Here is a 24,610-nt window from a genome sequence, read left to right on the forward strand (position 1 = left end):
GGGGGGTGCGTCGGGGGCACGGGACGGCGGCCATACGATTGACGCGTGGTGGAGCGAAGGTCGTCGACGAACCCGCTGATCCGTGCCTGGGACGCCGTGTGGCGCCCGACCCCGGGATCGGTGCGGCTGCTGGCGCTGCTCGGCGTCATCGGGAACGTGGTGATCGTGGTCAGCGGCGGCCTGGTCCGGCTCACCGAGTCCGGCCTCGGCTGCCCCGAATGGCCGCGCTGCTCCGGCGACAGCCTCGTGCCCACCCGCAACGCCGACCACCACGCGTTCAACATGGCGGTCGAGTTCGGCAACCGGCTGATCACCTTCGTGGTGCTGGCCGTCGGCGTGCTGGTCTTCGTGGCCGCGCTGCGGCTCGTCCCGCGCCGCCGGGACCTGGTGTGGTGGTCGCTCGCCCAGCCGATGAGCGTCGTCGCGCAGGCCGTCATCGGCGGCATCGTGGTGCTCACCGACCTGAACCCGGCGGCGGTGTCGGCGCACTTCCTCGTCTCGCCCGCGCTGCTGGTGTTCTGCGTGGCGCTGTGGGTGCGCGCGGGGGAGGGCGACGCCCCGGCCCGGCCCCTGGCCGGCCCCTGGACGCGCCGCCTCGCCGCCCTGCTGCTGGTCGCCGCCGCGGCCGTGCTCGTCGCGGGCACCGTCGTCACCGGCACCGGACCGCACGCCGGCGACGCCTCGTCCCGCCGCTACGGCTTCGACATCCAGGACGTGGCGCGCATCCACGGCGAGCTCGCCTGGGTCACGATCGCGTTCACCATCGCCGTGACCATCGTGCTCTACCGCACCGGCGGCCCGGCGGCGGCCAAGCGCCGCGCGCTGGAGCTGATCGGCCTGATCATCGCGCAGGGCGCCGTGGGCTACGCCCAGTACTTCCTGGGCGTCCCGGCCGGGCTGGTGCTGCTGCACATGCTCGGCGCGGTGCTGATGTGGATCGCGGCGTTCCGCCTCTTCTTCGCCCTGCGCGACCGCGGCCCCATGCCGGCCGCGACGCCGCGCACGGTGGCCGCGCGTCCCGCCGAGGCCCCGCAGCCCGCCTGAACGGCCCCGGGCCCCTCCTGGACGGCAGAGTGCCCGCGGCGGATGCTCAGGCCTTGCCGAGGAACTCCCGCAGGCGCTCCAGCGGCCAGGTGTTGACGACGTCGTCGGGAGTGAGCCAGCCGCGCTGCGCGGTGCCGACGCCGTAGCGGATGTTGCGGTGGTGCCCGAGCGAGTGCGCGTCGGTGTCCACGGAGAACCGCACCCCGAACCGCTTGGCGCGGCGGACCAGGTCGGCGGGCAGGTCGAGCCGGTCGGGGAAGGAGTCGATCTCCATCGCCGTGCCGGTGCGGGCGGCGGCGCGGAACACCTCGTCCCAGTCGGCGCTCACCGGCGGGCGGCGGCCGATGCTGCGCGCCGTCGGATGCCCGATCACGTGGACGTGCGGGTTCTCGCAGGCGCGGACGAGCCGCCGCGTCATGGCCGCCTCGTCCTGGGTGAAGTGCGAGTGGACGGACGCGACGCAGATGTCGAACCCGGCCAGGAAATCGGCGTCCCAGTCGACCTCGCCGTCCGGGTCGATGTTCAGCTCGGTGCCGTGCAGCAGCACCATCCCCGGGTACTCCTCCTGCAGCTCGCGGACCCGCTCGCGCTGGGCGAGCATCTTCTCGTCCGTCATCCGCTGCATGAACAGGTTCGGCGCGTGGTCGGTGATCGCGTAGTACTCCAGGCCGCGGCCGGCCGCGGCGGCGACCATGTCCTCCAGGGAGGCGATGCCGTCGGTGAGGTCGGTGTGGCTGTGCAGGTCGCCGCGCAGGTCCTCGACGGTGACCAGGCGGGGCAGCTCGTCCTTCAGCGCCGCCTCGATCTCGCCGGTGTCCTCGCGGAGGGCGGGGTGGATCCACGGCAGGCCGAGCCGTTCGTAGACCTCCTCCTCGGTGCTGGAGACGATCAGGTCGCCGGACTCGGCCTCGAACAGCCCGTACTCCGACAGCTTCAGGCCCGCCTTCACCGCGATCTCGCGGGTGCGGATGTTGTGCGCCTGCGAGCCGGTAAAGTACTGCAGCGCCGCGCCCCACGACTCCGGCGGGACGACGCGCAGGTCGACCTGGAGGCCGCGGTCGGTCCGGATCGAGGTCTTCTTGTCGCCGCCGACGACCACCTCGGCGACCAGCGGCAGCGCGGTGAACGCCTCCATGATCGGATGCGGGTCGGTGGACGCGGCGAGCACGTCGACGTCGCCGATCGTCTCGCGCATCCGGCGCAGCGAGCCCGCGTGCATGCACCGCTCGACCTGCGGGAGCGCCGACAGCGCCGCGACGACCTCGTCGGCGACGCTCGCCGCCGCGTCGACCAGGGCCCGCTCGCCGGAGCTGCGCATCAGCTCGATGCCGCGCAGGATGTTCTCCTCGGTCTTGGCGCCGAAGCCCTTGAGCCCGCGCAGCCGGCCCTCCTTGATCGCGTCGGCCAGCTCGTCGACCGACGAGATCCCCAGCTCCTCGTAGACGGCCAGGGCCTTCTTCGGGCCGAGTGTCGGGATCGCGGTCAGCGCCCGTACACCGGCGGGGATCTGCGTCCGCAGCTCCTCCACCTGCCGGATCGTCCCGGTGGTGTTGTAGTCGAGCACCTTCTTGGCGATCGCCTCGCCGACCGTCGGGATCGTGCGCAGCCCGGCCAGGTCGAGCCCGGAGATGTCGTCGGGGTGGCCCGCGATCGCCCGTGCGGCCTTCTCGTACGCCCGGATCTTGAAGGCGTCGCCGCCGGTGATGGAGAGCAGGTCGGCCAGCTCCTGGATGAGGGCGGCGGCCTCGTCGTTCGCGCGTGCCATGGGGCCGAGTCTATGAGCCGGGTACGACGTTCCCGGAGCCGGCGGGGTCACGGAGCGGAGCCAAGTCGTGACCCCGCTCCGCCCCGCCGTCGCTGTGGGTCAGCGCAGCGGCGCGACCGGGCCGTCCGGAGCGCTCATCCGGCCCTCCAGCACCTCGGAGGAGATCGCGGCGACCTGCTCCTCGGGCAGCCGCCGGTAGCCGTCCGCGGTCACGGCCGCGATCGTCGGGTAGATGCGGCGGGCCGGGTCGGGGCCGCCGGTGGCCGAGTCGTCCTCGGCCGCGTCGTACAGGGCCTGGACGCACACCGTCGCGGCGTCCTCCATCGACAGGTCGCGCCGGTACAGCTTCTTCATCGCGCCCAGCGCGTACGGCGAGCCGGAGCCGTCCGCGTGGTAGTCGCGGGCGAGCTGCGGGGCGCCGGTGATGTCGTAGGTGTAGATCCGCGCGTCGTCGGAGTCGGGGTCGTACCCGGCGAACAGCGGGACGACCGCGAGGCCCTGCATGGCCTGGGCCAGGTTGGCCTGGATGACGGCGCCGAGCCGGCGGGCCTTGCCCGGCAGCGACAGCGGGACCGTCTCCATCTTCTCGTAGTGCTCCAGCTCGACCTGGAACAGCCGGACCATCTCCAGCGCGAGCCCCACCGTCCCGGCGAACGCCACGGCGGAGTACTCGTCGGCCCGCTGGACCTTGTCCAGCTCGCGGTTGGCGATGCGGTTGCCCTGGGTGGCGCGGCGGTCCCCGGCCATCATCACCCCGCCCGGGAACGTCAGCGCCAGCACGGTGGTGCCGTGCGGCAGCTCCGGGACGGTCCCGGCGCCCGGCACCCGGTTGACGGGCAGCAGGTCGGGCGAGTGCAGGCGCAGGAGGTCGACGAACGACGCCGACCCCGCCTCGAAGAACTCCGGCGGCAGTCCCTGGTCATCGGTCCGGCCGGTCACGGCGGCTCCCCTCCACGGCGACGGTGCTGCGATCATCCTTCCACCGATCCTGCCACGCCTATCACGCCTCCGGTGCCTCAGGCGGTTCCTTCTGCCCCCGCGTGGCGCCCGCGCAGGCCACGATGACGCAGGCGATGGCGGCCCATTGGCGCCCGGTGAGGATCTCGCCGAGCACGACCACGCCCACCAGCGCGGCGACGGCGGGTTCGAGGCTCATGAGGATGCCGAACACGCGGGCGGGCACCCGCCGCAGGGCCTCCAGCTCCAGCGAGTAGGGGATGACCGACGACAGCAGGCCCACCCCGAGCCCGATCAGCAGCAGCCACGGGTCGAGGACGGCGCCGCCGCCCGCCGCGATGCCGCTCGGCAGCATGACCAGCGTCCCGATGACGCTGGCGAGCGCGAGGCCGGTGGTGCCGGGGATCCGCCGGCCGGTGGCGGCGGTGAGCAGGATGTAGGACGCCCAGCCGACCGCGGCGAGCAGCGCGAACAGGATGCCGGCGGGGTCCACCTCGCCGCCGCCCCGGGCGAGCATCAGCACGCCCGCGCCCGCGAGCGCCACCCACAGCAGGTCCCGGGGACGGCGCGAGCCGGCGATGGCGACCGACAGCGGCCCGAGGAACTCGATGGTCACGGCCACGCCGAGCGGGATGCGGGACAGGGCCTGGTAGAACGCGAAGTTCATCATCGCGAGCGCGACCCCGTACCCCGCGACGACCGCCAGGCTCGTCCAGGAGTGGTCGCGCAGGATCGTCCGCAGCCCTCTGCGGGCGAGGAAGCCCAGCACGAGCGCCGACGCCAGCAGCCGGATCGCCACCACCGACGTCGGCGGCAGCCGCTCGAACAGGTGCTTGGCCAGGCCCGCTCCGACCTGCACGGACACGATGCCGAGCAGGATCATGGCGGGCGGCGGCACCGAGCCGAGCGACAGCATGCGGACGCGGCGGGCCGCACGGCCCGCCGCCCCATAGGACCCGGGGGCCTCGGCGAGTGCCAACGATCACTCCCAGCGGAAGAAGCGGGCGGCGAGGGCGAGGCCGGCGACCGCCCACACCGCGAGGACCAGCAGCGGCTTGCCGGGGAACGCCGCGCCGTGCCGCAGCACCTGGCGCAGCCCGTCCGCGAGCGCCGAGACGGGCAGCAGCTCCAGTACGTCCCGGACGCCGCCGGGGAACTTGTCGAGGGGGAACACCACGCCGCCGACCGCCAGCAGCAGGATGTAGACCAGGTTGGCGGCGGCGAGGGTGGCCTCGGCGCGCAGCGTTCCGGCCATCAGCAGCCCGAACCCGCTGAACGCGGCCGTGCCGAGCAGCAGCAGGACGATCACCGAGACGGGGTCGCCGTGCGGGTGCCAGCCGAGCGCCAGCGCGACCGCGCACACCACGACCGCCTGCAGGATCTCGACGGCGACCACCGACAGCGTCTTGGCGGCGATGAGGCCGCCGCGCGGCAGCGGCGTGGCGCCGAGCCGCTTGAGCACGCCGTAGCGGCGCTCGAAGCCGGTGCCGATCGCCTGCCCGGTGAACGCGGTGGACATCACCGCGAGCGCGAGGATGCCGGGGGCGAGGAAGTCGACCCGGCGGCCGGAGCCGAGGTCCAGCAGCGAGGTGGCGCTGAACAGCGTCAGCAGCACCACCGGGATGATCAGGGTGAGGAGCAGCTGCTCGCCGTTGCGCACCACGGCCCGGAACTCGTAGGCGGCCTGCGACAGGATCATCCGCGGCAGCGGGACGGCGCCCGGCGCGGGCGACAGGTCCAGCGCGGCCGGAGTGGTGGTCATGAGCGCAGCTCCCGTCCGGTCAGTTCCAGGAAGACGTCCTCCAGCGTGCGGCGCTCGATGCGCAGGTCCTCGGTCATCACGCCGTGCGAGGCGCACCAGGCGGTGACGGTGGCGAGCAGCTCCGGCCGGACGTCGGCCTCGATCAGGTAGTGCCCGGCGGGCGACTCCTTGGCGGCGCTCCCGGCGGGCAGCGCCGACAGCAGCTCCTCCAGGCCGAGGCCGGGACGGGCGCGGAAGCGCAGCTGCCGCTCGGCGCCGGTCAGCTCCTGCGGGCTGCCCTCGGCGACGACCTTGCCGTGGTCGACGATCACGACCCGGTCGGCGAGCCGCTCGGCCTCCTCCATGTTGTGCGTGGTGAGCAGCAGCGACACCCCGGCCGCGCGCAGCTCCTCGATCAGCTCCCAGGTGGCGTGCCGCGCCTGCGGGTCGAGGCCGGTGGTGGGCTCGTCCAGGAAGACCAGCTCGGGCCGTCCGACCACGGCGACGGCCAGCGACAGCCGCTGCTGCTGCCCGCCCGACATCCGCCGGAACGGGGTGCGGGCGTGCTCGGTCAGGCCGAGCCGCTCCAGCAGCGCCGCCGGGTCCAGCGGGGTGGCGTGGAACGAGGCGACCAGCCGCAGGAACTCGGCGCCTTTCGCGGTGCCGGGCACCCCGCCCGACTGCGGCATCACCCCGACCCGCGGCTTGAGGGCCCGCGCGTCGGCGACCGGGTCCAGGCCGAGGACGCGGACGGTGCCCGCGTCGGCGCGGCGGAAGCCCTCGCAGATCTCGATCGTGGTGGTCTTGCCCGCGCCGTTCGGGCCGAGCAGCGCGGTGACGGCGCCCCGGGCGGCGCCGAACGACAGGCCGTCCACGGCCGTCGCCGTGCCATAGCGCTTGACGAGCCCGTCCAGCTCGACGGCGCCGTCTCCGGGGGTTGTCATGGCAATGAGTTTAGGTCCGCCGGCCGGTGCGCCCGCGCGGGGTGCCGCCGGTGCGCGGGTGAAGGAGCGGTAAAGGGCGCAGGGCGGGGGCGCGAGCCGGAGTGGATCTAGTTTCGCCCGCCGGGCGCGGGGAAGCTCTCGCCCTGTCACCGGGGCGGCCCGGTGGCCTCGCGGCATGCCGAACGGGAGACCGGGGACCGATGGCCTACAACCTGCGCGGGCGCAGCCTCATCCGCGAGCTGGACCTCACCCCGAAGGAGTTCGGCTTCCTGATCGACCTGTCCGCCGAGCTGAAGGCCGCCAGGTACAGCGGGACGGAGCGGCGCCGCCTCGAGGGCCGCAACATCGCGCTGATCTTCGAGAAGACCTCGACCCGGACGCGCTGCGCGTTCGAGGTGGCCGCGCACGACCAGGGCGCCCACGTGACCTACCTCGACCCGGCCGGGTCCCAGATCGGCCACAAGGAGTCGATGAAGGACACCGCCCGCGTGCTCGGCCGGATGTTCGACGGCATCCAGTACCGGGGGTCGCGGCAGCGGTACGTGGAGGAGCTGGCCGAACACGCGGGCGTCCCGGTGTGGAACGGCCTCACCGACGAATGGCACCCGACGCAGATGCTCGCCGACATGCTCACCATGCGCGAGCACAGCGAGAAGCCGCTGCGCGACGTCACGTACGCCTACCTGGGCGACGCCCGCAACAACATGGGGCATTCGTACGTGGCGGCGGGGGCGCTGCTCGGCATGGACGTCCGGATCGTCGCGCCCAGGTCGCTGTGGCCGGACGAGGAGACCGTCGTCAAGCCCGCCAACGCGGTCGCGGCCAAGACCGGCGCCGAGATCACCATCACCGAGGACGTCGCGCAGGGCGTGCGCGGCGCCGACTTCGTCCTCACCGACGTGTGGGTGTCGATGGGCGAGCCGGCGGAGGTCTGGGACGAGCGGATCGCGCTGCTCCAGCCGTACCAGGTGAACTCCGAGGTGATGCGGGCCACCGGCAACCCGGGCGCGCGGTTCATGCACTGCCTGCCCGCCTTCCACAACCGGGAGACCGGGGTGGGCGAGGAGATCTACCGCAGGACGGGCCTGGAGGCCCTGGAGGTCACCGAGGAGGTGTTCGAGTCGGACGCCTCGATCGTCTTCGACGAGGCCGAGAACCGGATGCACACGATCAAGGCCGTGCTGGTCGCGACGCTCGGCTGAGCGGCCGCGCGCCGCAGGGCGCCGCCGGGTGCCGCCGGGTGCGCCGGGGGGCGGCGCCCACGGGGAGGGGGGACATGCGCGTCGTCGTCGCGCTCGGAGGGAACGCGCTGGTCAAGCGGGGCGAGACGCCCGACGCCGCGCTGCAGCGGGCGAACGTGGACCGGGCCGTCCGGGCGCTCGCGCCGCTCGCCGAACGGCACGAGCTGATCGTCACGCACGGCAACGGCCCGCAGGTCGGGGTGCTGGCGCTGGAGAGCGAGCGGGACGACCGGCTGACCCGGCCGTACCCGCTGGACACCCTCGGGGCCGAGACCCAGGGCATGATCGGGTACTGGATGCTGCAGGCGCTGCAGAACGCGCTGCCCGGCCGCCAGGTGATGGCGATGATCAACCAGACGCTGGTGTCGGCGGTGGACCCGGCGTTCCAGGACCCGGCCAAGTTCGTCGGGCAGGTCTACGAGCGCGCGGAGGCCGAGCGGCTGGCCGGCGAGTACGGCTGGACCGTCCGGCGGGACGGGGAGCGCTGGCGCCGCGTGGTGCCCTCGCCGAAGCCGCAGCGGGTGATCGAGACCCGGCTGATCAGGGAGCTGGTGCGGGCCGGGACGGTCGTGGTGTGCGCGGGCGGCGGCGGCGTCCCGGTGGTCCGCAACGACGTCGGCCGGCTGGAGGGCGTCGAGGCGGTGATCGACAAGGACCTCACCGCGGCCGTGCTGGCCGAGACGCTGGACGCGGACGCGCTGCTGATCCTGACCGACGTCCCGAACGTCATGCGTCACTTCGGGACGGACCGGGAGGAGCCGATCACCCACACCACCCCGCACGAGCTGCGCGGCGTGGAGTTCCCGGCCGGGTCGATGGGGCCGAAGGTCGGCGCGGTCACCGGGTTCGTGGAGCGCACCGGCGACATGGCCGCGATCGGGCTGCTCGACCGGTGCGTCGACATCCTCGCCGGCACGGCCGGCACGATCGTGACGCCGAACGCGACCTGGCCGCTGGAGAGCACCCTGTGAACGCGGGGCCGGAGACGTTCGCGCGGAGCCTGCTGCGGACCAAGCCCGTCGACCGGATCGTCGCCGAGGGCGGGCGGGGCGAGGGCGGCGAGCTGAAGCGCTCGATGAGCCTGCTGCAGCTGACCCTGTTCAGCGTGGGCGCGACCCTCGGCACCGGGATCTTCGTCGTGCTCGGGGAGGCGGTGCCGAAGGCGGGCCCGGCGGTGGTGCTGTCGTTCGTGCTCGCCGCGGTGACCGCGCTGTTCTCCGCGCTGTCCTACGCCGAGCTCGCCGGGACGATCCCGGTGTCCGGCTCGTCGTACTCCTACGCCTACGCCACGCTGGGCGAGCTGGTGGCGTGGGTGTGCGGGTGGTGCCTGCTGCTGGAGTACGCGGTCTCGGTGTCGGCGGTCGCGGTCGGCTGGGGCTCCTACCTCAACGAGTTCTTCGACAAGGCGTTCGGCGGCACGATGCCGGCCGAGATCAGCAACCCGCCGGGGGACGGCGGGCTGGTGAACGTCCCGGGCGTGATCGTGGTGGTGATCGCGGCGCTGCTGCTGCTGCGCGGGACGTCCGAGAGCGCCCGCGCCAACACGGTCATGGTGTTCCTGAAGATCACGGTGCTGCTGTTCTTCTGCGCGGTCGCCTTCACCGCGTTCCACTCGGGCAACCTCACCCCGTTCGCGCCGATGGGCTGGGCGGGCGTCAGCGCCGCCGGGTCCAAGGTGTTCTTCTCCTACATCGGCTTCGACGCCGCGTCCACCGCCGGCGAGGAGGCGCGCAACCCGCGCCGCGACCTGCCCATGGCGATCGTCCTGTCGCTGGCGATCGTGACGGCGGTGTACGTGCTGGTCGGGCTGGCCGCGGTCGGCGCGATGCACTGGACCCGGTTCTCGCTGAGCGGCTCGGAGGCGTCGCTCGCCCTGGTTCTGGACCAGGCCACCGGGCGGGCCTGGCCGTCGATGATCCTCTCGCTCGGCGCGGTGGTCGCCATCGCCAGCGTCGTCCTCACCGTCATGTACGGGCAGACCCGCATCCTGTTCGCGATGTCGCGGGACGGCCTGGTCCCGCACGTGTTCCAGCGGGTCAGCCCGCGCCGCGCGGTGCCGGTCGCCAACACCGTCATCGTCGCGGCGTTCATCAGCGTCCTCGCCGCGGTCGTCCCGCTCGGCCGGCTGGTGGACGCCACGAGCATCGGCACGCTCTTCGCGTTCGCGCTGGTCAGCGTGGGCGTCATCGTGCTGCGCAGGACCAGGCCCGAGCTTCCGCGCAGCTTCCGTACGCCGTTCTACCCGCTGACCCCGCTGATCGGCATCGCGCTGTGCGTGTACCTGATGGTCGGCCTGGGCGGGGTGACCTGGGTGGTGTTCGCCCTGTGGACCGCGGCCGGGCTGGTCGCCTACTTCCTGTACGGGCGCCGCCACTCGCGCCTGGCGGCCGAATCGTCCGGCGTCCCAGGAAAGGAGCCGCGATGAGCGCGGCACCGGGCCTGCGGGTGCTCGCCGGCTACTCACCGGACGAGCGCGGCGACGACGCGCTGGCCCTGGCCGCGCTGGTGCTGCGGGCGGTGAAGGCGCCGCGGACGGTGGCGGACGTCCGGCTGACCGTGGCGAACGTGCATCCGCCGGCCTGGCCCGCGCGCGGCCCGGGCTCGGTCGACGCCGAATGGGTCGGCTACCTCAAGGACAGGGCGCGCGAGGCGCTGGAGCGGGCGGCCGGGCGGCTGGCGGAGCTGAACATGCCGGAGCGGCGGGCCGACCTGCGGGTGCACGCGCACCGGGGGAGCGGGCGCGGGCTGATCGAGGTGGCGGCCGAGAGCGGCGCCGACCTGATCGTGATCGGCTCGGCGCCGCGCGGCCGGAGGGGGCGCGTCGCGATCGGCAGCACCGCCGACCAGTTGCTGCACGGGTCGCCGGTACCGGTGCTGCTGGCGCCGCGCGGGTACGCGGCGCAGGCCCCGGACCAGTTCGAGCGGCTCACCGTGGCCTACTGGCGGCGGCCGGACGTGGACGGCCCGCTCCAGGCCGCGGCGCGGACCGCCCGCACGCTGGCGCTGCCGATGCGGCTGGTCACGCTCGTCCTCAGGCCGCCGGGACTGTCCGCCCGGCTGCGCAACGCCGACGACGCCATGGCGCGGCAGGTGGCCCGGGCGGAGGAGGACCTGGCGCATGCCGCCGGGCGGCTCGGCGACGCCGCGGGCGAAGGGGCGGTGGTCCGGACCCAGGCGGTGGCCGGCACGGGAATCGCCAAGGCGCTGGCCTCCGTCGATATGCTGCCGGGGGAGCTGCTGGCCTGCCTTTCCAGCCATGACGGCCCCTTGCGCAAGGTCTTCCTCGGCGAGGGCTCCGGCAAGATCGTCCGTGCCGCGCCGTGCCCGGTCCTCGTCCTGCCGCGCGGGGCCGCGGGCGCTTTCGCACAGCGAGAAGGTAAAGGTTAGGTAAGGCTAACCTGCGTGAGCCAGAACATTCGCGATCCGGTGTTTCGCGGGAAGTAATTACGGCACACTGATGTTGTGAAAAACGTGAGCGAGGATCAGACGACCCCGGAGAGCGCACCCGTGCGCCCCGCCGGCGTGCCGTCGCCCGCCTCCCACACCGAGCGCGACACCCGCGCCCGGGTGGCGAGGCTGATCCTCGAGCACGGCCCGGTCACGGCGTCCACGCTCGGCGAACGCATGGGGCTCACGCCCGCCGCCGTCCGCCGGCATCTGGACGCGCTGCTGGCCGAGGGCATGATCGAGGTCCGCAAGGCGCGGACGCCGCAGACCCGGCGCGGCCGGGGCCGTCCCGCCAAGTGGTTCGCGATCACCGACGCGGGACGCAACGCGTTCGTGCACGCCTACGACGACCTGGCGAGCAGCGCGCTGCGGTTCCTGGCCGAGACGGCCGGCGACCACGCGGTCGCCGAGTTCGCCCGCCGGCAGATCGCCGACCTGGAGCGGCGCTACCGGCCCGTCGTGCAGGACGCGCCGCCGCAGCAGCGGGTCCGCACGCTCGCCGAGGCGCTCTCGGGCGACGGCTACGCGGCCGCCGCCGGCAAGGCGCCCCAGCCGGGCGGCGGCGAGCAGCTGTGCCAGCACCACTGCCCGGTCGCGCACGTGGCGGCGGAGTTCCCGCAGCTGTGCGAGGCCGAGACCGAGGCGTTCAGCCGGCTGCTGGGCACCCCCGTCCAGCGGCTGGCCACCATCGCCCACGGCGACGGGATCTGCACCACCCACGTCAGCCCCCGTTCCCTGCGCGGAACGGAGGCGGCGGACGGTCCCGCCGCAAGCGTCACCCCTGGCGGGGACGCGGGGGAGCGGTCCCCCGAACAGACACTGACCAGTGACGAGGAGTCCGGGAGGACGTCCCTATGACTACAGCCCACCCCGAGCTGGAGGGGCTTGACCGGTACAAGTTCGGCTGGGCCGACTCGGACACGGCCGGCGCCTCGGCGAGGCGCGGCCTGAACGAGGACGTCGTCCGCGACATCTCGGCCAAGAAGAACGAGCCGGACTGGATGCTCGACCTGCGCCTCAAGGGGCTGCGGCTGTTCGACAAGAAGCCGATGCCCACCTGGGGCTCGGACCTGTCGGCGATCGACTTCGAGAACATCAAGTACTTCGTCCGCTCGACCGAGAAGCAGGCGGCGTCCTGGGAGGAGCTCCCCGAGGACATCAAGAACACCTACGACAAGCTCGGCATCCCCGAGGCGGAGAAGCAGCGCCTCATCGCCGGCGTCGCCGCCCAGTACGAGTCGGAGGTCGTCTACCACAAGATCCGCGAGGACCTTGAGGAGAAGGGCGTCATCTTCGTCGACACCGACACCGGCCTGCGCGAGCACCCGGAGATCTTCCAGGAGTACTTCGGCTCCGTGATCCCGGTCGGCGACAACAAGTTCGCCGCGCTCAACACCTCGGTGTGGTCGGGCGGCTCGTTCATCTACGTGCCGCCGGGCGTGCACGTGGAGATCCCGCTGCAGGCCTACTTCCGGATCAACACCGAGAACATGGGCCAGTTCGAGCGGACGCTGATCATCGCCGACGAGGGCTCCTACGTCCACTACGTCGAGGGCTGTACCGCGCCGATCTACAAGTCGGACTCGCTGCACTCGGCCGTGGTCGAGATCGTCGTGAAGAAGGACGCCCGCGTCCGCTACACGACCATCCAGAACTGGTCCAACAACGTCTACAACCTGGTGACCAAGCGCGCCGTCGCCTACGAGGGCGCGACCATGGAGTGGGTCGACGGCAACATCGGCTCCAAGGTCACCATGAAGTACCCGGCGATCTACCTGCTCGGCGAGCACGCCAAGGGCGAGACCCTGTCGATCGCGTTCGCCGGCGAGGACCAGCACCAGGACGCCGGCGCCAAGATGGTGCACGCCGCGCCGAACACCTCCAGCAGCATCATCTCCAAGTCGGTGGCGCGCGGCGGCGGCCGCACCTCCTACCGCGGGCTGGTGCAGATCCAGGAGGGCGCCGAGCACAGCAAGTCCACCGTCAAGTGCGACGCGCTGCTGGTCGACCAGATCAGCCGGTCCGACACCTACCCCTACGTCGACGTCCGCGAGGACGACGTGGAGATGGGCCACGAGGCCACCGTCTCCAAGGTGTCGGAGGACCAGCTGTTCTACCTCATGAGCCGCGGCATGACCGAGGACGAGGCGATGGCGATGATCGTGCGCGGGTTCGTCGAGCCCATCGCGCGCGAGCTGCCGATGGAGTACGCGCTCGAGCTGAACCGGCTGATCGAGCTGCAGATGGAAGGGGCCGTCGGCTGATGGGGCTGGAGACCGGCAAGCCGCTCTCGACCCTGCACGAGAAGGCTTCGTACGACGTGGGCGACTTCGACGTCCCCACCGGCCGCGAGGAGGAGTGGCGGTTCACCCCGCTGCGCCGGCTGCGCGGCCTGCACAACGGCACCGCCGAGGCCAACGGCAAGGTCATCGCCGAGGTCGAGGCGGCGCCCGAGGTGACCGTCGAGACCGTCGGTCGCGACGACGCCCGCCTCGGCCGGGCCTACGCGCCCGCCGACCGGGTCAGCGCGCAGGCGTGGACGGCGTTCGCGCACGCGACCGTCGTCACCGTGCCGAAGGAGGTCGTCGCCTCGGCGCCGACCGTGATCCGGCTGCGCGGCGAGGACGCCTCGGCCGCCGCCTACGGGCACACCACCGTGATCCTGGAGCCGTTCGCCGAGGCGACCGTGGTGCTCGCGCACCGCGGCTCGGCGACCTACGCCGACAACGTCGAGTTCGTCGTCGGCGACGGCGCCCGCCTCTCGGTGATCAGCCTGCAGGACTGGGCGGACGACAGCGTGCACGTCTCGCACCAGCACGCCGAGCTCGGCCGCGACGCCCGGTTCGTCTCGCACAACGTCTCGCTCGGCGGCGACGTCGTGCGGATCTCGCCGTCGGTCGCCTACGACGGGCCCGGCGGCGACGCCGAGCTGTACGGGGTGTACTTCGCCGACGGCGGCCAGCACCTGGAGCACCGGCTGCTGGTCGACCACACGAAGCCGAACTGCCGCAGCCGCGTCGACTACCGCGGCGCGCTGCAGGACCAGGACGCGCACGCCGTGTGGATCGGCGACGTCATCATCCGCGCGGAGGCGGAGGGCACCGACACCTACGAGCTGAACCGCAACCTCGTCCTGACCGACGGGACGCGGGTCGACTCGGTGCCGAACCTGGAGATCCTCACCGGCGAGGTCGCCGGCGCCGGGCACGCCTCGGCGTCCGGGCGGCTCGACGACGAGCACCTGTTCTACCTGCAGGCCCGCGGCATCACCTTCGACGAGGCGCGCCGCATGGTGGTCCGCGGGTTCCTCGGCCAGCTGGTCGAGCGGATCGAGGTCCCCGAGGTCCGCGAGAAGGTCGCCGAGGCGATCGAGGCCGAACTGGACGTGCGCGCGGAGGGCCGATGACCTTCACGAAGGTGTGCGCGCTGGAGGAGATCCCCGAGGACGGGGCCCTCGGCGTCGAGATCGACGCGACGCCGGTCGCGCTGGCCCGCACCGGCGGCGAGGTCTACGCCGTCAACGACATCTGCTCGCACGCCGAGGTGTCGCTGTCCGAGGGCGAGATCTACAACGGCACCATCGAGTGCTGGCTGCATGGGTCCTGCTTCGACCTGCGCACCGGCAAGCCCACCAACCCGCCGGCCACGCAGCCGGTCGCCACCTACAAGGTCAAGGTCGAGGACGGCGACGTCTACGTCTCGCTCGGCTCCGACGATTGAGGAACGACAACCACCATGGCCACGCTTGAGATCCGCGACCTCCACGTCTCCGTCGCCGACGGTTCCGACGGGACGAAGGAGATCCTGCGCGGGGTCGACCTGACCGTCAAGGCCGGCGAGACCCACGCGCTCATGGGGCCGAACGGCTCCGGCAAGTCCACCCTCGCCTACGCCGTCGCCGGCCACCCCAAGTACGAGGTGACCTCCGGCGCGGTGACGCTGGACGGTGAGGACGTGCTCGCCATGTCCGTCGACGAGCGCGCCCGCGCCGGCCTGTTCCTGGCGATGCAGTACCCGGTCGAGGTGCCCGGCGTCTCGGTCTCCAACTTCCTGCGCTCGGCCGTCACCGCTGTGCGCGGCCAGGCGCCGAAGCTGCGCGAGTTCGCCAAGGAGATGAAGCAGGCGATGGAGGACCTCTCCATCGACCCGGCGTTCGCGCAGCGCAGCCTGAACGAGGGCTTCTCCGGCGGCGAGAAGAAGCGGCACGAGATCCTCCAGCTGGAGATGCTCAAGCCGAAGGTCGCCGTCCTGGACGAGACCGACTCCGGCCTGGACGTCGACGCGCTGAAGGTCGTCTCCGAGGGCGTCAACCGGTTCTCCGCGGGCGGCGAGACCGGTGTCCTGCTGATCACCCACTACACGCGCATCCTGCGGTACGTGAAGCCGGACTTCGTGCACGTCTTCGCCGCCGGCCGCGTCGTCGCCGAGGGCGGCCCCGAGCTGGCCGACCAGCTGGAGAACGAGGGCTACGAGAAGTACGTGAAGGCGGAGGCGGCCCTATGACGCTTCTGGCCGAGGGGGCGCTGCTCCCCGAGGAGCTCAAGAAGGACTTCCCGCTGCTGCAGCGCACCGTCCGCGGCGGTCGCCCGCTGATCTACCTCGACTCCGGCGCGACGTCGCAGAAGCCGACGCGGGTCCTGGACGCCGAGCGCGAGTTCTACGAGCGGCACAACGCGGCGCCGCACCGCGGGGCGCACCTGCTCGCCGAGGAGGCGACCGAGGCGTACGAGAACGCCCGCGCGTCGATCGCCCGGTTCATCGGCGCGACGCCCGGCGAGATCGTGTTCACCAAGAACGCCACCGAGGGCATCAACCTCGTGGCGTACGCGATGAGCAACGCCGCCACCGCGGGCCCCGAGGCCGAGCGGTTCAGGGTCGGCCCCGGCGACGAGATCGTGGTCTCGGAGATGGAGCACCACGCCAACCTCGTCCCGTGGCAGCAGCTGTGCCAGCGGACCGGGGCGACGCTGCGCTGGTTCGGCATCACCGACGAGGGCCGCCTCGACCTGGAGAACCTCGACGAGCTGGTCAACGAGCGCACGAAGATCGTCGCGCTGACGCACCAGTCGAACGTGCTCGGAACGGTCCCGCCGATCAAGCGGATCGTCGACCGGGCGCACGCCGTCGGCGCGCTGGTGCTGCTGGACGGCGCGCAGTCGGTCCCGCACCAGCCGGTGGACGTCGCCGAGCTGGGCGCCGACTTCCTGGCGTTCTCGGGGCACAAGATGCTCGGCCCGACCGGCATCGGCGTGCTGTGGGGGCGCTCGGAGCTGCTGGAGGCCATGCCGCCGTTCATCACCGGCGGTTCCATGATCGAGGTCGTCCGCATGGAGGCGACCACGTTCATGCCGCCGCCGCAGCGCTTCGAGGCCGGCGTCCCGATGACCGCGCAGGCGATCGGGCTCGGCGCGGCCTGCGAGTACCTGTCCGAGATCGGCATGGACCGGGTCCACTCCCACGAGGAGGCGCTGATCGCCTACTCGCTGGAGCGGCTCGGCGAGGTCCCCGGCGTCCGGATCATCGGCCCGGGCACCACCGAGGCGCGCGGCGGGGCGGTGTCGTTCACCGTCGAGGACATCCACCCGCACGACGTCGGCCAGGTGCTGGACGACCTGGGCGTCGAGGTGCGCGTCGGGCACCACTGCGCGTGGCCGATCTGCCGCCGCTTCGGCATCCCGGCCACCACCCGCGCGACGTTCTACCTCTACAACACGCTGTCGGACATCGACGCGCTCGCCGAAGGGGTCAGGCAGGCCCAGAAGTTCTTCGGCACCGTCTCCTGACGGTCCCCGGAACAGCCCCCGCCCTGGCCCGGTTGTAGCGAGAAAGGCTTGGAAAGGACGCCATGCAGCTGGAGGCGATGTACCAGGAGGTCATCCTGGACCATTACCGCAACCCCCTGCACAAGGGGCTGCGGGAGCCGTTCGAGGGCGAGGCGCACCACGTCAACCCGACCTGCGGGGACGAGGTGACGCTCCGCGTCCACCTGGACGGCGACGGCCAGGACGCCGCGGTGGCGGACGTCTCGTACGACGCCATGGGCTGCTCGATCAGCCAGGCCAGCGCGTCGGTGATGTCCGATCTGATCATCGGCAAGTCCGTCAAGGAGGCGATGGCGGTCCAGGAGGAGTTCCTGGCGCTGATGCAGTCGCGCGGCCGGGACGCCGAGCCGAACGAGGACGTCCTGGAGGACGCCGTAGCCTTCGCCGGGGTGTCGAAGTACCCCGCCAGGATCAAATGCGCCCTGCTCGCCTGGATGGCGTGGAAGGACGCGACCGCCCGCGCACTCGGAGAGGCATCATGAGCGACACCGCACCGGAGGAGACCCCCGCGACCGCGGCGGCCGGCACCGTCCCCGACGAGGAGATCCTCGAGGCGCTGAAGGACGTCGTCGACCCCGAGCTCGGCATCAACGTGGTCGACCTCGGCCTGGTGTACGGGATCGACCTGACCGACGAGGTCGCCACCCTCGACATGACCCTCACCAGCGCCGCCTGCCCGCTCACCGACGTGATCGAGGACCAGGCGCACAGCGCGCTGGAGGGCCTGGTCAAGGACGTGAAGATCAACTGGGTCTGGCTGCCGCCGTGGGGCCCGGACAAGATCACCGACGAGGGCCGCGACCAGCTCCGCGCCCTCGGCTTCAACGTCTGACCCGCACGCCGCACGAGGCCGCGCCCCCCGCCGGGGCGCGGCCTCGACGCATGTCCGCTGACCGCTCCGGCGGCGCGGCGCCGGCAGGACCGCTCTAGGGTGAGGCGCGTGAAAGATGCCTTTCCTGACAATGATGCGGAACTGGTGGCGCGGCGCGCCTCGTCGTTCGGGGGAAGCGCCGCCGCGTACGCGCGGGAGCGGCCGGACTACCCGGAGGCGGCCGTGCGGTGGACGCTGGAGCCCGTGGCCGGCCGGGCGCCGATGCGGGTGCTCGATCTCGCGGCGGGGACCGGCAAGCTGACGCAGGTGCTGCTGCGCGGCGGCGTCGACGCGGCGGACCTGGTCGCCGTGGAGCCCGACGCGGCGATGCTGGACGAATTGCGCCGCGAGCTGCCGGGCGTGCGCGCCCTGGAAGGCAGCGCGGAGGAGATTCCGCTGCCGGACGGCGCGGTCGACGCGGTGCTGGTGGGGCAGGCGATGCACTGGTTCGATCTCGACCGGGCGCTGCCGGAGATCCACCGGGTGCTGGCCGACGGCGGCGTGCTCGCCGGGTTGTGGAACACCGACGACGACCGGGTGCCGTGGGTCGCGGAGATGAAGCGGATCTCCCGCAGCAGCGTGTCGTTGCGGAACTGGCGGCCGAAGGGGCTGCCCGAGAGCGCGTGGTTCCCGGTGTTCGAGCGCGCGGAGTTCCCGCACGCGCAGCGCCGGACCGCCGAGTCGATGGCCGCGACGATCGGGACGCACTCGCACATGCTCGTGCTCGACGAGGCGGAGCGGGCGGCCGTGACGGACCGGATCATCGGGCACCTGCGGGCGACGCCGGAGACGGCGGACGGCGAGTTCGACCTGCCGATCGTCACCTTGGCCGCGCGCGCTGCGCGGGCCGTCCTCTAGCCTCGGGTTCCTTGGGCTTGGACGGCCACAGCGTGTGGGTGATCGGCCACAGCGACCAGACCGCGAGCACCAGTCCCAGCCGGGCCGTCCAGCCGGTGAGGGCCGCGGTGCGGTCGGGGTCGCCGACCAGCGCGATCATCGCGAGCAGCAGCGCGCAGCCGATCGCCGTCGCGAGGGCGGCCTTGCCGAACTCCACCCACTCGTAGCGGGTGCGCGCCCAGCCGTGCGGCGGCTTGCGCCGGGGCGGCGGGCCTCCGGCGAAGCGGTGCGCGAACCGCTCGTCGGCCCAGCGGACCATGCTGTGCCCGAACGCGACCGAGTAGCCGAGGTAGGCCGCCGCGAGGCCGTGCGGGAAGCCGGCGGTCGCCCCGCTCCGCAGGTCGATCACCGTGGCCGCCAGCAGGACCAGGTCGACCAGCGGGACGCCCAGCAGGAGCGCCGCGCCGGTCCTGCGCATCCGCAGCGGGTAGCGGGCGAGCAGGCCCGCGGCGAGGACGACCCAGAAGCCGATCTCGCAGCCCGCGATGACGACGACGAGCATCGCGTCACCGGTCCCGGGACAGGGCGGCGCCCGCGGCGGCGACGAGCAGCCCGGCGGCGCCGACGCCGAGGCCGGCGAGCGGCTGATGGCCCTCCGACCACTTCATCAGCTCGATGTTCTCGCCGCCCGTGTAGTGGTACGCGGCCGAGATGAAGCCGACGGCGGCGACGATGACCCCGATGGTCCGCATGGCGTGCTCCCCTGGATTCGCTCTCCCCTCGATGGTCGGGGACGCGGGGGCGGCCCGGCGTCGTCGGCGATGAGGTTCTCGGGGTCCTCCGAAGGATGTACGCGCCACCCTCAGCGAGGTGGACGAGGTGGTCGCCGCGGGATGCTGAGATGGTTCCGTGCTCTCCAAGGCCCGCCGTCTCACGACGCCGCAGGACGCGCTCATCGCCGCGGGGTCCGTTGTCGCCGGGCTGGTGCTGCTGGCGGCGCACGGCTACAGCACGTGGACGGACCATTGGCCGCCGTTCTGGGCACGGCTGGTTCCGCTGGCGGGTTTGTGCGCGGCGATGCTGCTCCGGCGGACGGCGCCGCTCAGCGCGCTGGCGATCTCGACCCCGTTCAACTTCCTCGACGTGGCGTTCGGCCCGTCCATCGCCACCGCGATGATCTACGGGGACGCGCTGTACGCGGCGAGCCTGTACGGGCGGCGGCGCCGTACCGCCGAATGGCTGCTCGGCGCGACCGTCGCCGCGACGGTGGCGGTGACGGCGGGCTCGGCGGTGGCGGCGCGCGACCTCGCGCTGGGCGTGGTCGCCGGCGCGCTCGCCGCGGCGGTGTGGGTGACGCCGGTGCTCACCGCGATGCTGGTCCGGGAGCACCGGTCCCGGGCGGAGGCGGAGCGGCAGCGCGCCGAGCAGGTGGCGCGGCTGGCCGAACTGGACCGGCGCGCCGCCGTCGGCGCCGAGCGCGCCCGGCTGGCGCGCGAGCTGCACGATGTGATCGCCAACCATCTGAGCGCCGTCGCGCTGCACTCCTCGGCCGTGCTGAAGGTCCGCGACCTGGACCGGGACGGCCTGGACCGGGCGATGACGGTGATCCGGGAGAACAGCGTGCAGGGCCTGGCGGAGATGCGGCGGATGATCGGGCTGCTGCGCGAGGGGGAGGGCGCCGACCCGGCGGAGGCGCCGCGGCTGGCCGACCTCGCCCGGCTCGTGGACCGCACCGCCCGCCCCGGCCTGTCGGCCCGGCTGCGGACGGTCGGCGAGCTGCCGGAGCTGCCGGCGCCGGTGGAGCTGGCGGCCTACCGGATCGTCCAGGAGTCGCTGACCAACGCGCTGAAGCACGCCGGCCCGGGCCGCGCCGAGGTGTCGGTCCGGTACGCGGGGGGACGGGTGCTGATCGACGTGCTGAGCCCCCTCGGCGACGGCGCCGGGCTGCCGGGGTCGGGCAGCGGGCTGATCGGGATGCGGGAGCGGGCGGCGATCCTCGGCGGGGAGTTCGCCGCCGGGCCGGACGGCGGGCACTGGCTGGTGCACGCCGAGCTGCCGGTGGACGGCGAGCCCGCGCGCGGCGGGGAGGGAGCCCTGTGAACGAGGTGGCGGCATGATCGAGGTGCTGGTGGCCGACGACCAGGCGGCGGTCCGCGCGGGCCTGGTGCTGATCCTCGGCGCGGCGCCGGACGTGCGGGTGGTCGGCGAGGCCGCCGACGGCGAGCGGGCCGTCGAGCTCGCCCGCGAGCTGCGCCCCGACGTGGTTCTGATGGACGTGCGGATGCCCCGGCTGGACGGCATCAGCGCCACCCGGCAGATCGCCGGGTTCGCGGACGTGCTGGTGCTGACCACGTTCGACCTGGACGAGTACGTGTTCGGCGCGCTGCGGGCGGGCGCCGCCGGGTTCCTGCTGAAGGACGTGGACGCCGACCGGCTGGTGGAGGCGGTGCGGACGGTCGCGGGCGGGGAGGGGATCATCGCGCCGGCCGTGACGCGCCGGCTGATCGGCGCGTTCGCGGCCCGTCCGGAGCCGCCGGTGCCCGGTCCGGCGGCGCTGGCGGAGCTCACCCCGCGCGAGCGGGAGGTGCTCGGCTGCCTGGGCGAGGGGCTGTCGAACGGGGAGATCGCGCGGCGCCTGTCGATGGCGGAGACGACCACGAAGACGCACGTCAGCCGCATCCTGGGCAAGCTCGGGCTGCGCAGCCGCGTCCAGGCGGCCATCCTCGCCCAGGAGATGGCCGCCGCCGGCCTCCGGGCGGGGCCCGGCGGTCAGGCGTCCCCGGACGGGTCTCCGCCGGGCAGCGACGATCTCAACGCCGGATGACCCGGCCCGGCGGAGCGCGCGGGGTGGCGGGTCAGGGGGACAGGCCGCGGATCAGGTCCGCGACGCGGACGATCCCGAGGCAGCGGCCCACCTCGTCGACCACCACCAGGTCGTCGTAGACGCGCTCGTCCTCCTGCCCCGCCGCGCGCAGCGCCGCGACGGCCGGCACCGTGCGCGGGACCGGACGCGGCGGGTCGGCCAGCGGCGCGGCGGGCCGGTGCGCGTGCAGCGCGTGCCCGTAGGCGCCCGACAGCCGCAGCAGGAAGCGCGTCCGGTCCACGGTGGCGCGCGGCCGCTGCCGCTCGTCGACCAGGACGATGCTGGTGATGCCCGTCTCGGCGTTCAGCGCGTTCAGCACCTCCCCGGCGGTCGCCGTGTGCGGCATCGTGACGCCGGGGAGCGTGAACTCCGACACGCGGGGCCCGAGCTCGGGGCGCACGCGCGGCTCGGACGCGCCGCGCGCCGCGACGGGCACGGTGATCGGCATCCCCGGCCGCCACTCCGGCGGCGCCAGCGCCGGCCCCTGGACGAGCCGGACCCCGAGTTCGCGCAGGTGCAGCACCTGCTCGCCGGTCTCCAGGCCCGGCGCCAGGACGTGCGTCTCCAGCCGGTGCGCCAGCTCCACCAGGCTCGCCACCAGCGCGGAGCGGCGCGGTTCGGCCGGCGCCCGGCGGGCCAGCACCGGATCGAGCTTGAGCAGGTAGGACGCGCCGTCGGCGAGCAGGTCGAGCGGGGCGTGCGCGGCGCCGACCCCGCCGAGCCCGACCAGGTACCCGGCCCGCCGCAGCGCGGCCAGCGCCGCGGTGACCGGGGCCCGCTGCGCGGGCGGGAAGCCCCCGGTGACGCAGATGATGATCTCTTGTGGGCGGCGGCCGGTCTCGGCGAAGCCCTGGTGCAGCTCGGCGAGCACCGGGTCGCCGAAGGCCAGCGTCTCGGCGCGCAGGCCGATCTGGAGCGGCAGCGGCGTGCGGAGGCCCCCGGCGGCGCAGGCGGCCTCGGCGGCGCGCCGCAGGTCCTCGGACACGGGATCGACGCGCGGCGGCAGCGCGGACGCGGCGGGCGGCCCCGCGTGCGCCTCCACGGCCACCACGGTGCCGGTGCCGAGATCGACCACCGGATGGAACACCGCCCGCGCCGGGACCAGGACATCTACGGCTGACACAGCGGCATCATGCCGCCCCGGAGCACCCGGAACCGCTCTTGTCAGGAGAAGTTAACCCACAATTCGCCGCAGGTCGCGGCGTGGATCATGGCGCCGGGCGGCGCTCACAGCCCGCGGCCGCCGATCAGCGCCGACAACAGGTAGGTGACCCCGGCGACGGCGGCCAGCCAGACGTAGGCGGTGATGTCGCCGCCGCGCAGCGCCTGCACGACGAGCCCGCCGATCACCGCGATCGTCAGCACGTCACCGGTCATCGCCGAGGCCCGCAGGTGGGTGCGGGCGCGGTGCCCGGTGCCGAAGCGCTCGCTGACCGGCAGCGCCGGCTCGTTGCGCCGGAAGGCCAGGTAGCCGGCGTAGCAGGCGAGGGCGGCGAACGCGATGAGGGCCGTGCCGTAGCGTTCGTCGGCGGCGAGCACGGCGCCGACCACCACTCCGGCGCCGAGGACGAGCCCGGGCACGGCCCACCGGCTGAGGCTGCGGCGTTCGGGAGCGATCCACATGGGCCCATCCTCTCCGATCGGCGGACGCGCGGGACGGGCAACGCGCCGGTCCGCCGCGATGTGGGTCCTTCCGCGGCGTAGAGCCTTCCGCGGCCGCGGGCGGTCCCGCGAGGCGCGCGGATGCCCGGACCACGGCGGGTTCCGGCCGGTATCTTCTCCCCTCGTGGCGCAATTTCGACTGAACGGCTCGAAGATGCTGGCCGTCGATCTCGCCGGCGAGACGATCAGGGCGCTGAACGGCGCGATGGTCGCCTACGAGGGGCGGATGGCGTTCAAACGGGAGGGGATGACCGGGGGAGAGGGGCTGCGCGGCGCGCTCAAGCGCAAGATCGCCGGCGAGGGCATGACGCTGATGGAGATCACCGGCGAGGGCACCGTCTACCTGGCGAGCGAGGCCGCCGAGGTGACGCTGGTCCAGCTCACCGGCGACACCCTGTTCGTGGAGTCGGAGAGCCTGCTGGCACTGGACGGCGGGCTGCGCACCGGCGTGCAGTTCGTCGGGCTGCGGGGGATGGGCACCGGCCAGGGCCTCGCCACCACCAAGGTCGAGGGGCACGGCACGGTCGCGATCGTGTCCGACGGTCCGGCGATCGCGCTGGAGGTGACCCCCGAGACGCCGCTGTCGGTCGACCCGCACGCCTACGTCGGCCACCACGGGCAGCTCCGCCAGGACGTCGTCACCGATGTCAACTGGAGGACGGTCATCGGCCAGGGGTCGGGCGAGAGCGTCCAGTTCCGGTACCAGGGGCACGGGCTGGTCTACGTCCAGCCGGCCGAACGCGGCGGAATCTTGGAGATCTGATGCCGGGCTACCAGAAGATCACCTCCAAGATGCTCCAGGTGCCCGTCGGGCCCGGGCGGGAGGTCTACAGCAAGCGCGGCGCGATGCTCGCCTACACCGGCGCGGTGTCGTTCGCGCCTTCCACCACGGCCGGGCAGAGCATCGGCGGCGCCATCGGACGCGCCGTCGCGGGCGAGCGCAGCGCGATGATGCACGTCACCGGGCAGGGCGAGGTCATGTTCGGGCACGCGGGGCTGCACGTGTCCGTCGTCGACCTCGGCGGCGCGGACACCCTGTTCGTGGAGGCCGACCGGCTGCTGGTGCACGACGCGTCCCTGCAGGTCGGGACCATGTTCATGGGCGAGCAGGGCGGCGTGCGCGGCATCGTGCGCGGCGCGGTCACCGGGCAGGGCCTGTTCACCACCACGCTGACCGGGCAGGGCTCGTGCGCGCTGCTGTCGCACGGCGGCGTCATGGAGTTGCCGATCGGCCCGCAGCGCCCCGTCCACGTCGACCCCCAGGCCTACGTCGCCCACCGCGGTCAGGTGCAGAACAAGCTGACCACGGCGGTGGGGCTGCGCGACCTCATCGGGCGCGGCTCCGGCGAGGGGTTCCAGCTCGAGCTGAGCGGCTCCGGCGTCGTCTACGTCCAGGCCAGCGAGAGGAAGATCTGA

The 24,610-nt window shown here is 73.2% G+C and carries 27 protein-coding genes; 18 read left to right on the top strand and 9 right to left on the bottom strand.

The genetic code is table 11. The features are described 5' to 3' along the window. Positions 1 to 45: 45 nt before the first annotated feature. Positions 46 to 1,044: a COX15/CtaA family protein gene (locus ABD296_RS31315; protein WP_344275305.1), complete on the top strand. Its 999-nt coding sequence runs from the start codon at positions 46 to 48 to the stop codon at positions 1,042 to 1,044. Positions 1,045 to 1,090: 46 nt separating this feature from the next. On the opposite strand, the gene polX is transcribed toward ABD296_RS31315, so the two are convergent. From polX to ABD296_RS31340, 5 genes are all read right to left on the bottom strand, one after another. Then, on the bottom strand, positions 1,091 to 2,809 hold the full coding sequence (gene polX / locus ABD296_RS31320; RefSeq protein WP_344275308.1) for a DNA polymerase/3'-5' exonuclease PolX: 1,719 nt from the start codon (positions 2,807 to 2,809) through the stop codon (positions 1,091 to 1,093). Between the two features lie 99 nt (positions 2,810 to 2,908). Continuing rightward, positions 2,909 to 3,748: a proteasome subunit beta gene (prcB, locus tag ABD296_RS31325; protein ID WP_344275311.1), complete on the bottom strand. Its 840-nt coding sequence runs from the start codon at positions 3,746 to 3,748 to the stop codon at positions 2,909 to 2,911. A gap of 61 nt (positions 3,749 to 3,809) precedes the next feature. Beyond that, complete coding sequence (locus ABD296_RS31330; protein ID WP_407061532.1) at positions 3,810 to 4,682, bottom strand: EamA family transporter; 873 nt, start codon at positions 4,680 to 4,682, stop codon at positions 3,810 to 3,812. Between the two features lie 66 nt (positions 4,683 to 4,748). Next, on the bottom strand, positions 4,749 to 5,528 hold the full coding sequence (locus ABD296_RS31335) for an ABC transporter permease (protein ID WP_344275317.1): 780 nt from the start codon (positions 5,526 to 5,528) through the stop codon (positions 4,749 to 4,751). After that, positions 5,525 to 6,451 carry an ABC transporter ATP-binding protein gene (locus ABD296_RS31340; RefSeq protein WP_344275320.1) on the bottom strand — a complete coding sequence of 309 codons (927 nt, stop codon included), beginning with the start codon at positions 6,449 to 6,451 and terminating at the stop codon, positions 5,525 to 5,527. Before ABD296_RS31340 ends, ABD296_RS31335 begins: the two co-directional genes overlap by 4 nt. Before the next feature lie 200 nt (positions 6,452 to 6,651). Here ABD296_RS31340 and argF point away from each other — a divergent pair, with 200 nt between their 5' ends. The 13 genes from argF to ABD296_RS31405 all read left to right on the top strand — a co-directional run bounded on the left by argF (position 6,652) and on the right by ABD296_RS31405 (position 18,690). Further along, complete coding sequence (gene argF / locus ABD296_RS31345; RefSeq protein WP_344275323.1) at positions 6,652 to 7,653, top strand: ornithine carbamoyltransferase; 1,002 nt, start codon at positions 6,652 to 6,654, stop codon at positions 7,651 to 7,653. 74 nt (positions 7,654 to 7,727) lie between these two features. Next, positions 7,728 to 8,663, top strand: a complete 936-nt coding sequence (gene arcC / locus ABD296_RS31350) for a carbamate kinase (RefSeq protein WP_344275327.1) — start codon at positions 7,728 to 7,730, stop codon at positions 8,661 to 8,663. Further along, the gene (locus tag ABD296_RS31355) at positions 8,660 to 10,117 is read left to right on the top strand and encodes an amino acid permease (protein WP_344275330.1); all 1,458 of its coding nucleotides are present in this window, start codon (positions 8,660 to 8,662) and stop codon (positions 10,115 to 10,117) included. The genes arcC and ABD296_RS31355 overlap by 4 nt, the downstream gene beginning before the upstream one ends. Then, positions 10,114 to 11,079 (top strand): universal stress protein, encoded by a 966-nt coding sequence (locus ABD296_RS31360; RefSeq protein ID WP_344275333.1) that lies wholly within the window; start codon positions 10,114 to 10,116, stop codon positions 11,077 to 11,079. Before ABD296_RS31355 ends, ABD296_RS31360 begins: the two co-directional genes overlap by 4 nt. 84 nt (positions 11,080 to 11,163) lie before the next feature. After that, complete coding sequence (locus tag ABD296_RS31365) at positions 11,164 to 11,997, top strand: helix-turn-helix transcriptional regulator (RefSeq protein ID WP_407061531.1); 834 nt, start codon at positions 11,164 to 11,166, stop codon at positions 11,995 to 11,997. Next, positions 11,994 to 13,403: a Fe-S cluster assembly protein SufB gene (sufB, locus tag ABD296_RS31370; RefSeq protein WP_344275336.1), complete on the top strand. Its 1,410-nt coding sequence runs from the start codon at positions 11,994 to 11,996 to the stop codon at positions 13,401 to 13,403. Before ABD296_RS31365 ends, sufB begins: the two co-directional genes overlap by 4 nt. Further along, complete coding sequence (gene sufD, locus ABD296_RS31375; RefSeq protein WP_344275339.1) at positions 13,403 to 14,545, top strand: Fe-S cluster assembly protein SufD; 1,143 nt, start codon at positions 13,403 to 13,405, stop codon at positions 14,543 to 14,545. Before sufB ends, sufD begins: the two co-directional genes overlap by 1 nt. After that, positions 14,542 to 14,859: a bifunctional 3-phenylpropionate/cinnamic acid dioxygenase ferredoxin subunit gene (locus ABD296_RS31380; RefSeq protein WP_344275342.1), complete on the top strand. Its 318-nt coding sequence runs from the start codon at positions 14,542 to 14,544 to the stop codon at positions 14,857 to 14,859. Before sufD ends, ABD296_RS31380 begins: the two co-directional genes overlap by 4 nt. Before the next feature lie 15 nt (positions 14,860 to 14,874). Next, complete coding sequence (sufC, locus tag ABD296_RS31385; RefSeq protein WP_344275345.1) at positions 14,875 to 15,642, top strand: Fe-S cluster assembly ATPase SufC; 768 nt, start codon at positions 14,875 to 14,877, stop codon at positions 15,640 to 15,642. Further along, complete coding sequence (locus tag ABD296_RS31390) at positions 15,639 to 16,922, top strand: cysteine desulfurase (RefSeq protein ID WP_344275348.1); 1,284 nt, start codon at positions 15,639 to 15,641, stop codon at positions 16,920 to 16,922. Before sufC ends, ABD296_RS31390 begins: the two co-directional genes overlap by 4 nt. Before the next feature lie 62 nt (positions 16,923 to 16,984). Then, a complete protein-coding gene (gene sufU, locus ABD296_RS31395) occupies positions 16,985 to 17,443 on the top strand; it encodes a Fe-S cluster assembly sulfur transfer protein SufU (protein WP_344275352.1) in 459 nt (152 codons plus the stop codon). Beyond that, positions 17,440 to 17,793 (top strand): metal-sulfur cluster assembly factor, encoded by a 354-nt coding sequence (locus ABD296_RS31400; RefSeq protein WP_151539781.1) that lies wholly within the window; start codon positions 17,440 to 17,442, stop codon positions 17,791 to 17,793. The genes sufU and ABD296_RS31400 overlap by 4 nt, the downstream gene beginning before the upstream one ends. A 108-nt stretch (positions 17,794 to 17,901) precedes the next feature. Next, positions 17,902 to 18,690 (top strand): class I SAM-dependent methyltransferase, encoded by a 789-nt coding sequence (locus ABD296_RS31405; RefSeq protein WP_344275359.1) that lies wholly within the window; start codon positions 17,902 to 17,904, stop codon positions 18,688 to 18,690. Here the strand turns inward: ABD296_RS31405 and ABD296_RS31410 are convergent. After that, a complete protein-coding gene (locus tag ABD296_RS31410) occupies positions 18,653 to 19,231 on the bottom strand; it encodes a hypothetical protein (protein WP_344275362.1) in 579 nt (192 codons plus the stop codon). The two genes, ABD296_RS31405 and ABD296_RS31410, sit on opposite strands and share 38 nt — an antisense overlap. A 4-nt stretch (positions 19,232 to 19,235) precedes the next feature. After that, positions 19,236 to 19,421, bottom strand: a complete 186-nt coding sequence (locus tag ABD296_RS31415) for a hypothetical protein (RefSeq protein WP_344275365.1) — start codon at positions 19,419 to 19,421, stop codon at positions 19,236 to 19,238. 157 nt (positions 19,422 to 19,578) lie between these two features. Between ABD296_RS31415 and ABD296_RS31420 the strand changes: the two genes are divergently transcribed. Next, positions 19,579 to 20,769 (top strand): sensor histidine kinase, encoded by a 1,191-nt coding sequence (locus ABD296_RS31420; protein ID WP_344275368.1) that lies wholly within the window; start codon positions 19,579 to 19,581, stop codon positions 20,767 to 20,769. A 13-nt stretch (positions 20,770 to 20,782) separates the two neighbouring features. Further along, a complete protein-coding gene (locus tag ABD296_RS31425) occupies positions 20,783 to 21,493 on the top strand; it encodes a response regulator transcription factor (RefSeq protein WP_344275371.1) in 711 nt (236 codons plus the stop codon). 31 nt (positions 21,494 to 21,524) lie between these two features. Here ABD296_RS31425 and ABD296_RS31430 read toward each other — a convergent pair whose 3' ends face one another. Together ABD296_RS31430 and ABD296_RS31435 are read right to left on the bottom strand one after the other, a co-directional pair. Next, positions 21,525 to 22,655 carry an EAL domain-containing protein gene (locus ABD296_RS31430; RefSeq protein ID WP_344275374.1) on the bottom strand — a complete coding sequence of 377 codons (1,131 nt, stop codon included), beginning with the start codon at positions 22,653 to 22,655 and terminating at the stop codon, positions 21,525 to 21,527. Positions 22,656 to 22,759: 104 nt separating this feature from the next. Then, positions 22,760 to 23,155 (bottom strand): ABC transporter permease, encoded by a 396-nt coding sequence (locus tag ABD296_RS31435; protein WP_344275377.1) that lies wholly within the window; start codon positions 23,153 to 23,155, stop codon positions 22,760 to 22,762. Positions 23,156 to 23,318: 163 nt separating this feature from the next. Here ABD296_RS31435 and ABD296_RS31440 point away from each other — a divergent pair, with 163 nt between their 5' ends. Then, positions 23,319 to 23,957, top strand: coding sequence for an AIM24 family protein (locus ABD296_RS31440; protein WP_344275380.1), 639 nt, complete (start codon positions 23,319 to 23,321; stop codon positions 23,955 to 23,957). Further along, a complete protein-coding gene (locus ABD296_RS31445; protein ID WP_344275382.1) occupies positions 23,957 to 24,610 on the top strand; it encodes an AIM24 family protein in 654 nt (217 codons plus the stop codon). The genes ABD296_RS31440 and ABD296_RS31445 overlap by 1 nt, the downstream gene beginning before the upstream one ends.

Source organism: Actinomadura napierensis, from assembly GCF_039529375.1.
Classification (GTDB): Bacteria; Actinomycetota; Actinomycetes; order Streptosporangiales; family Streptosporangiaceae; genus Spirillospora; species Spirillospora napierensis.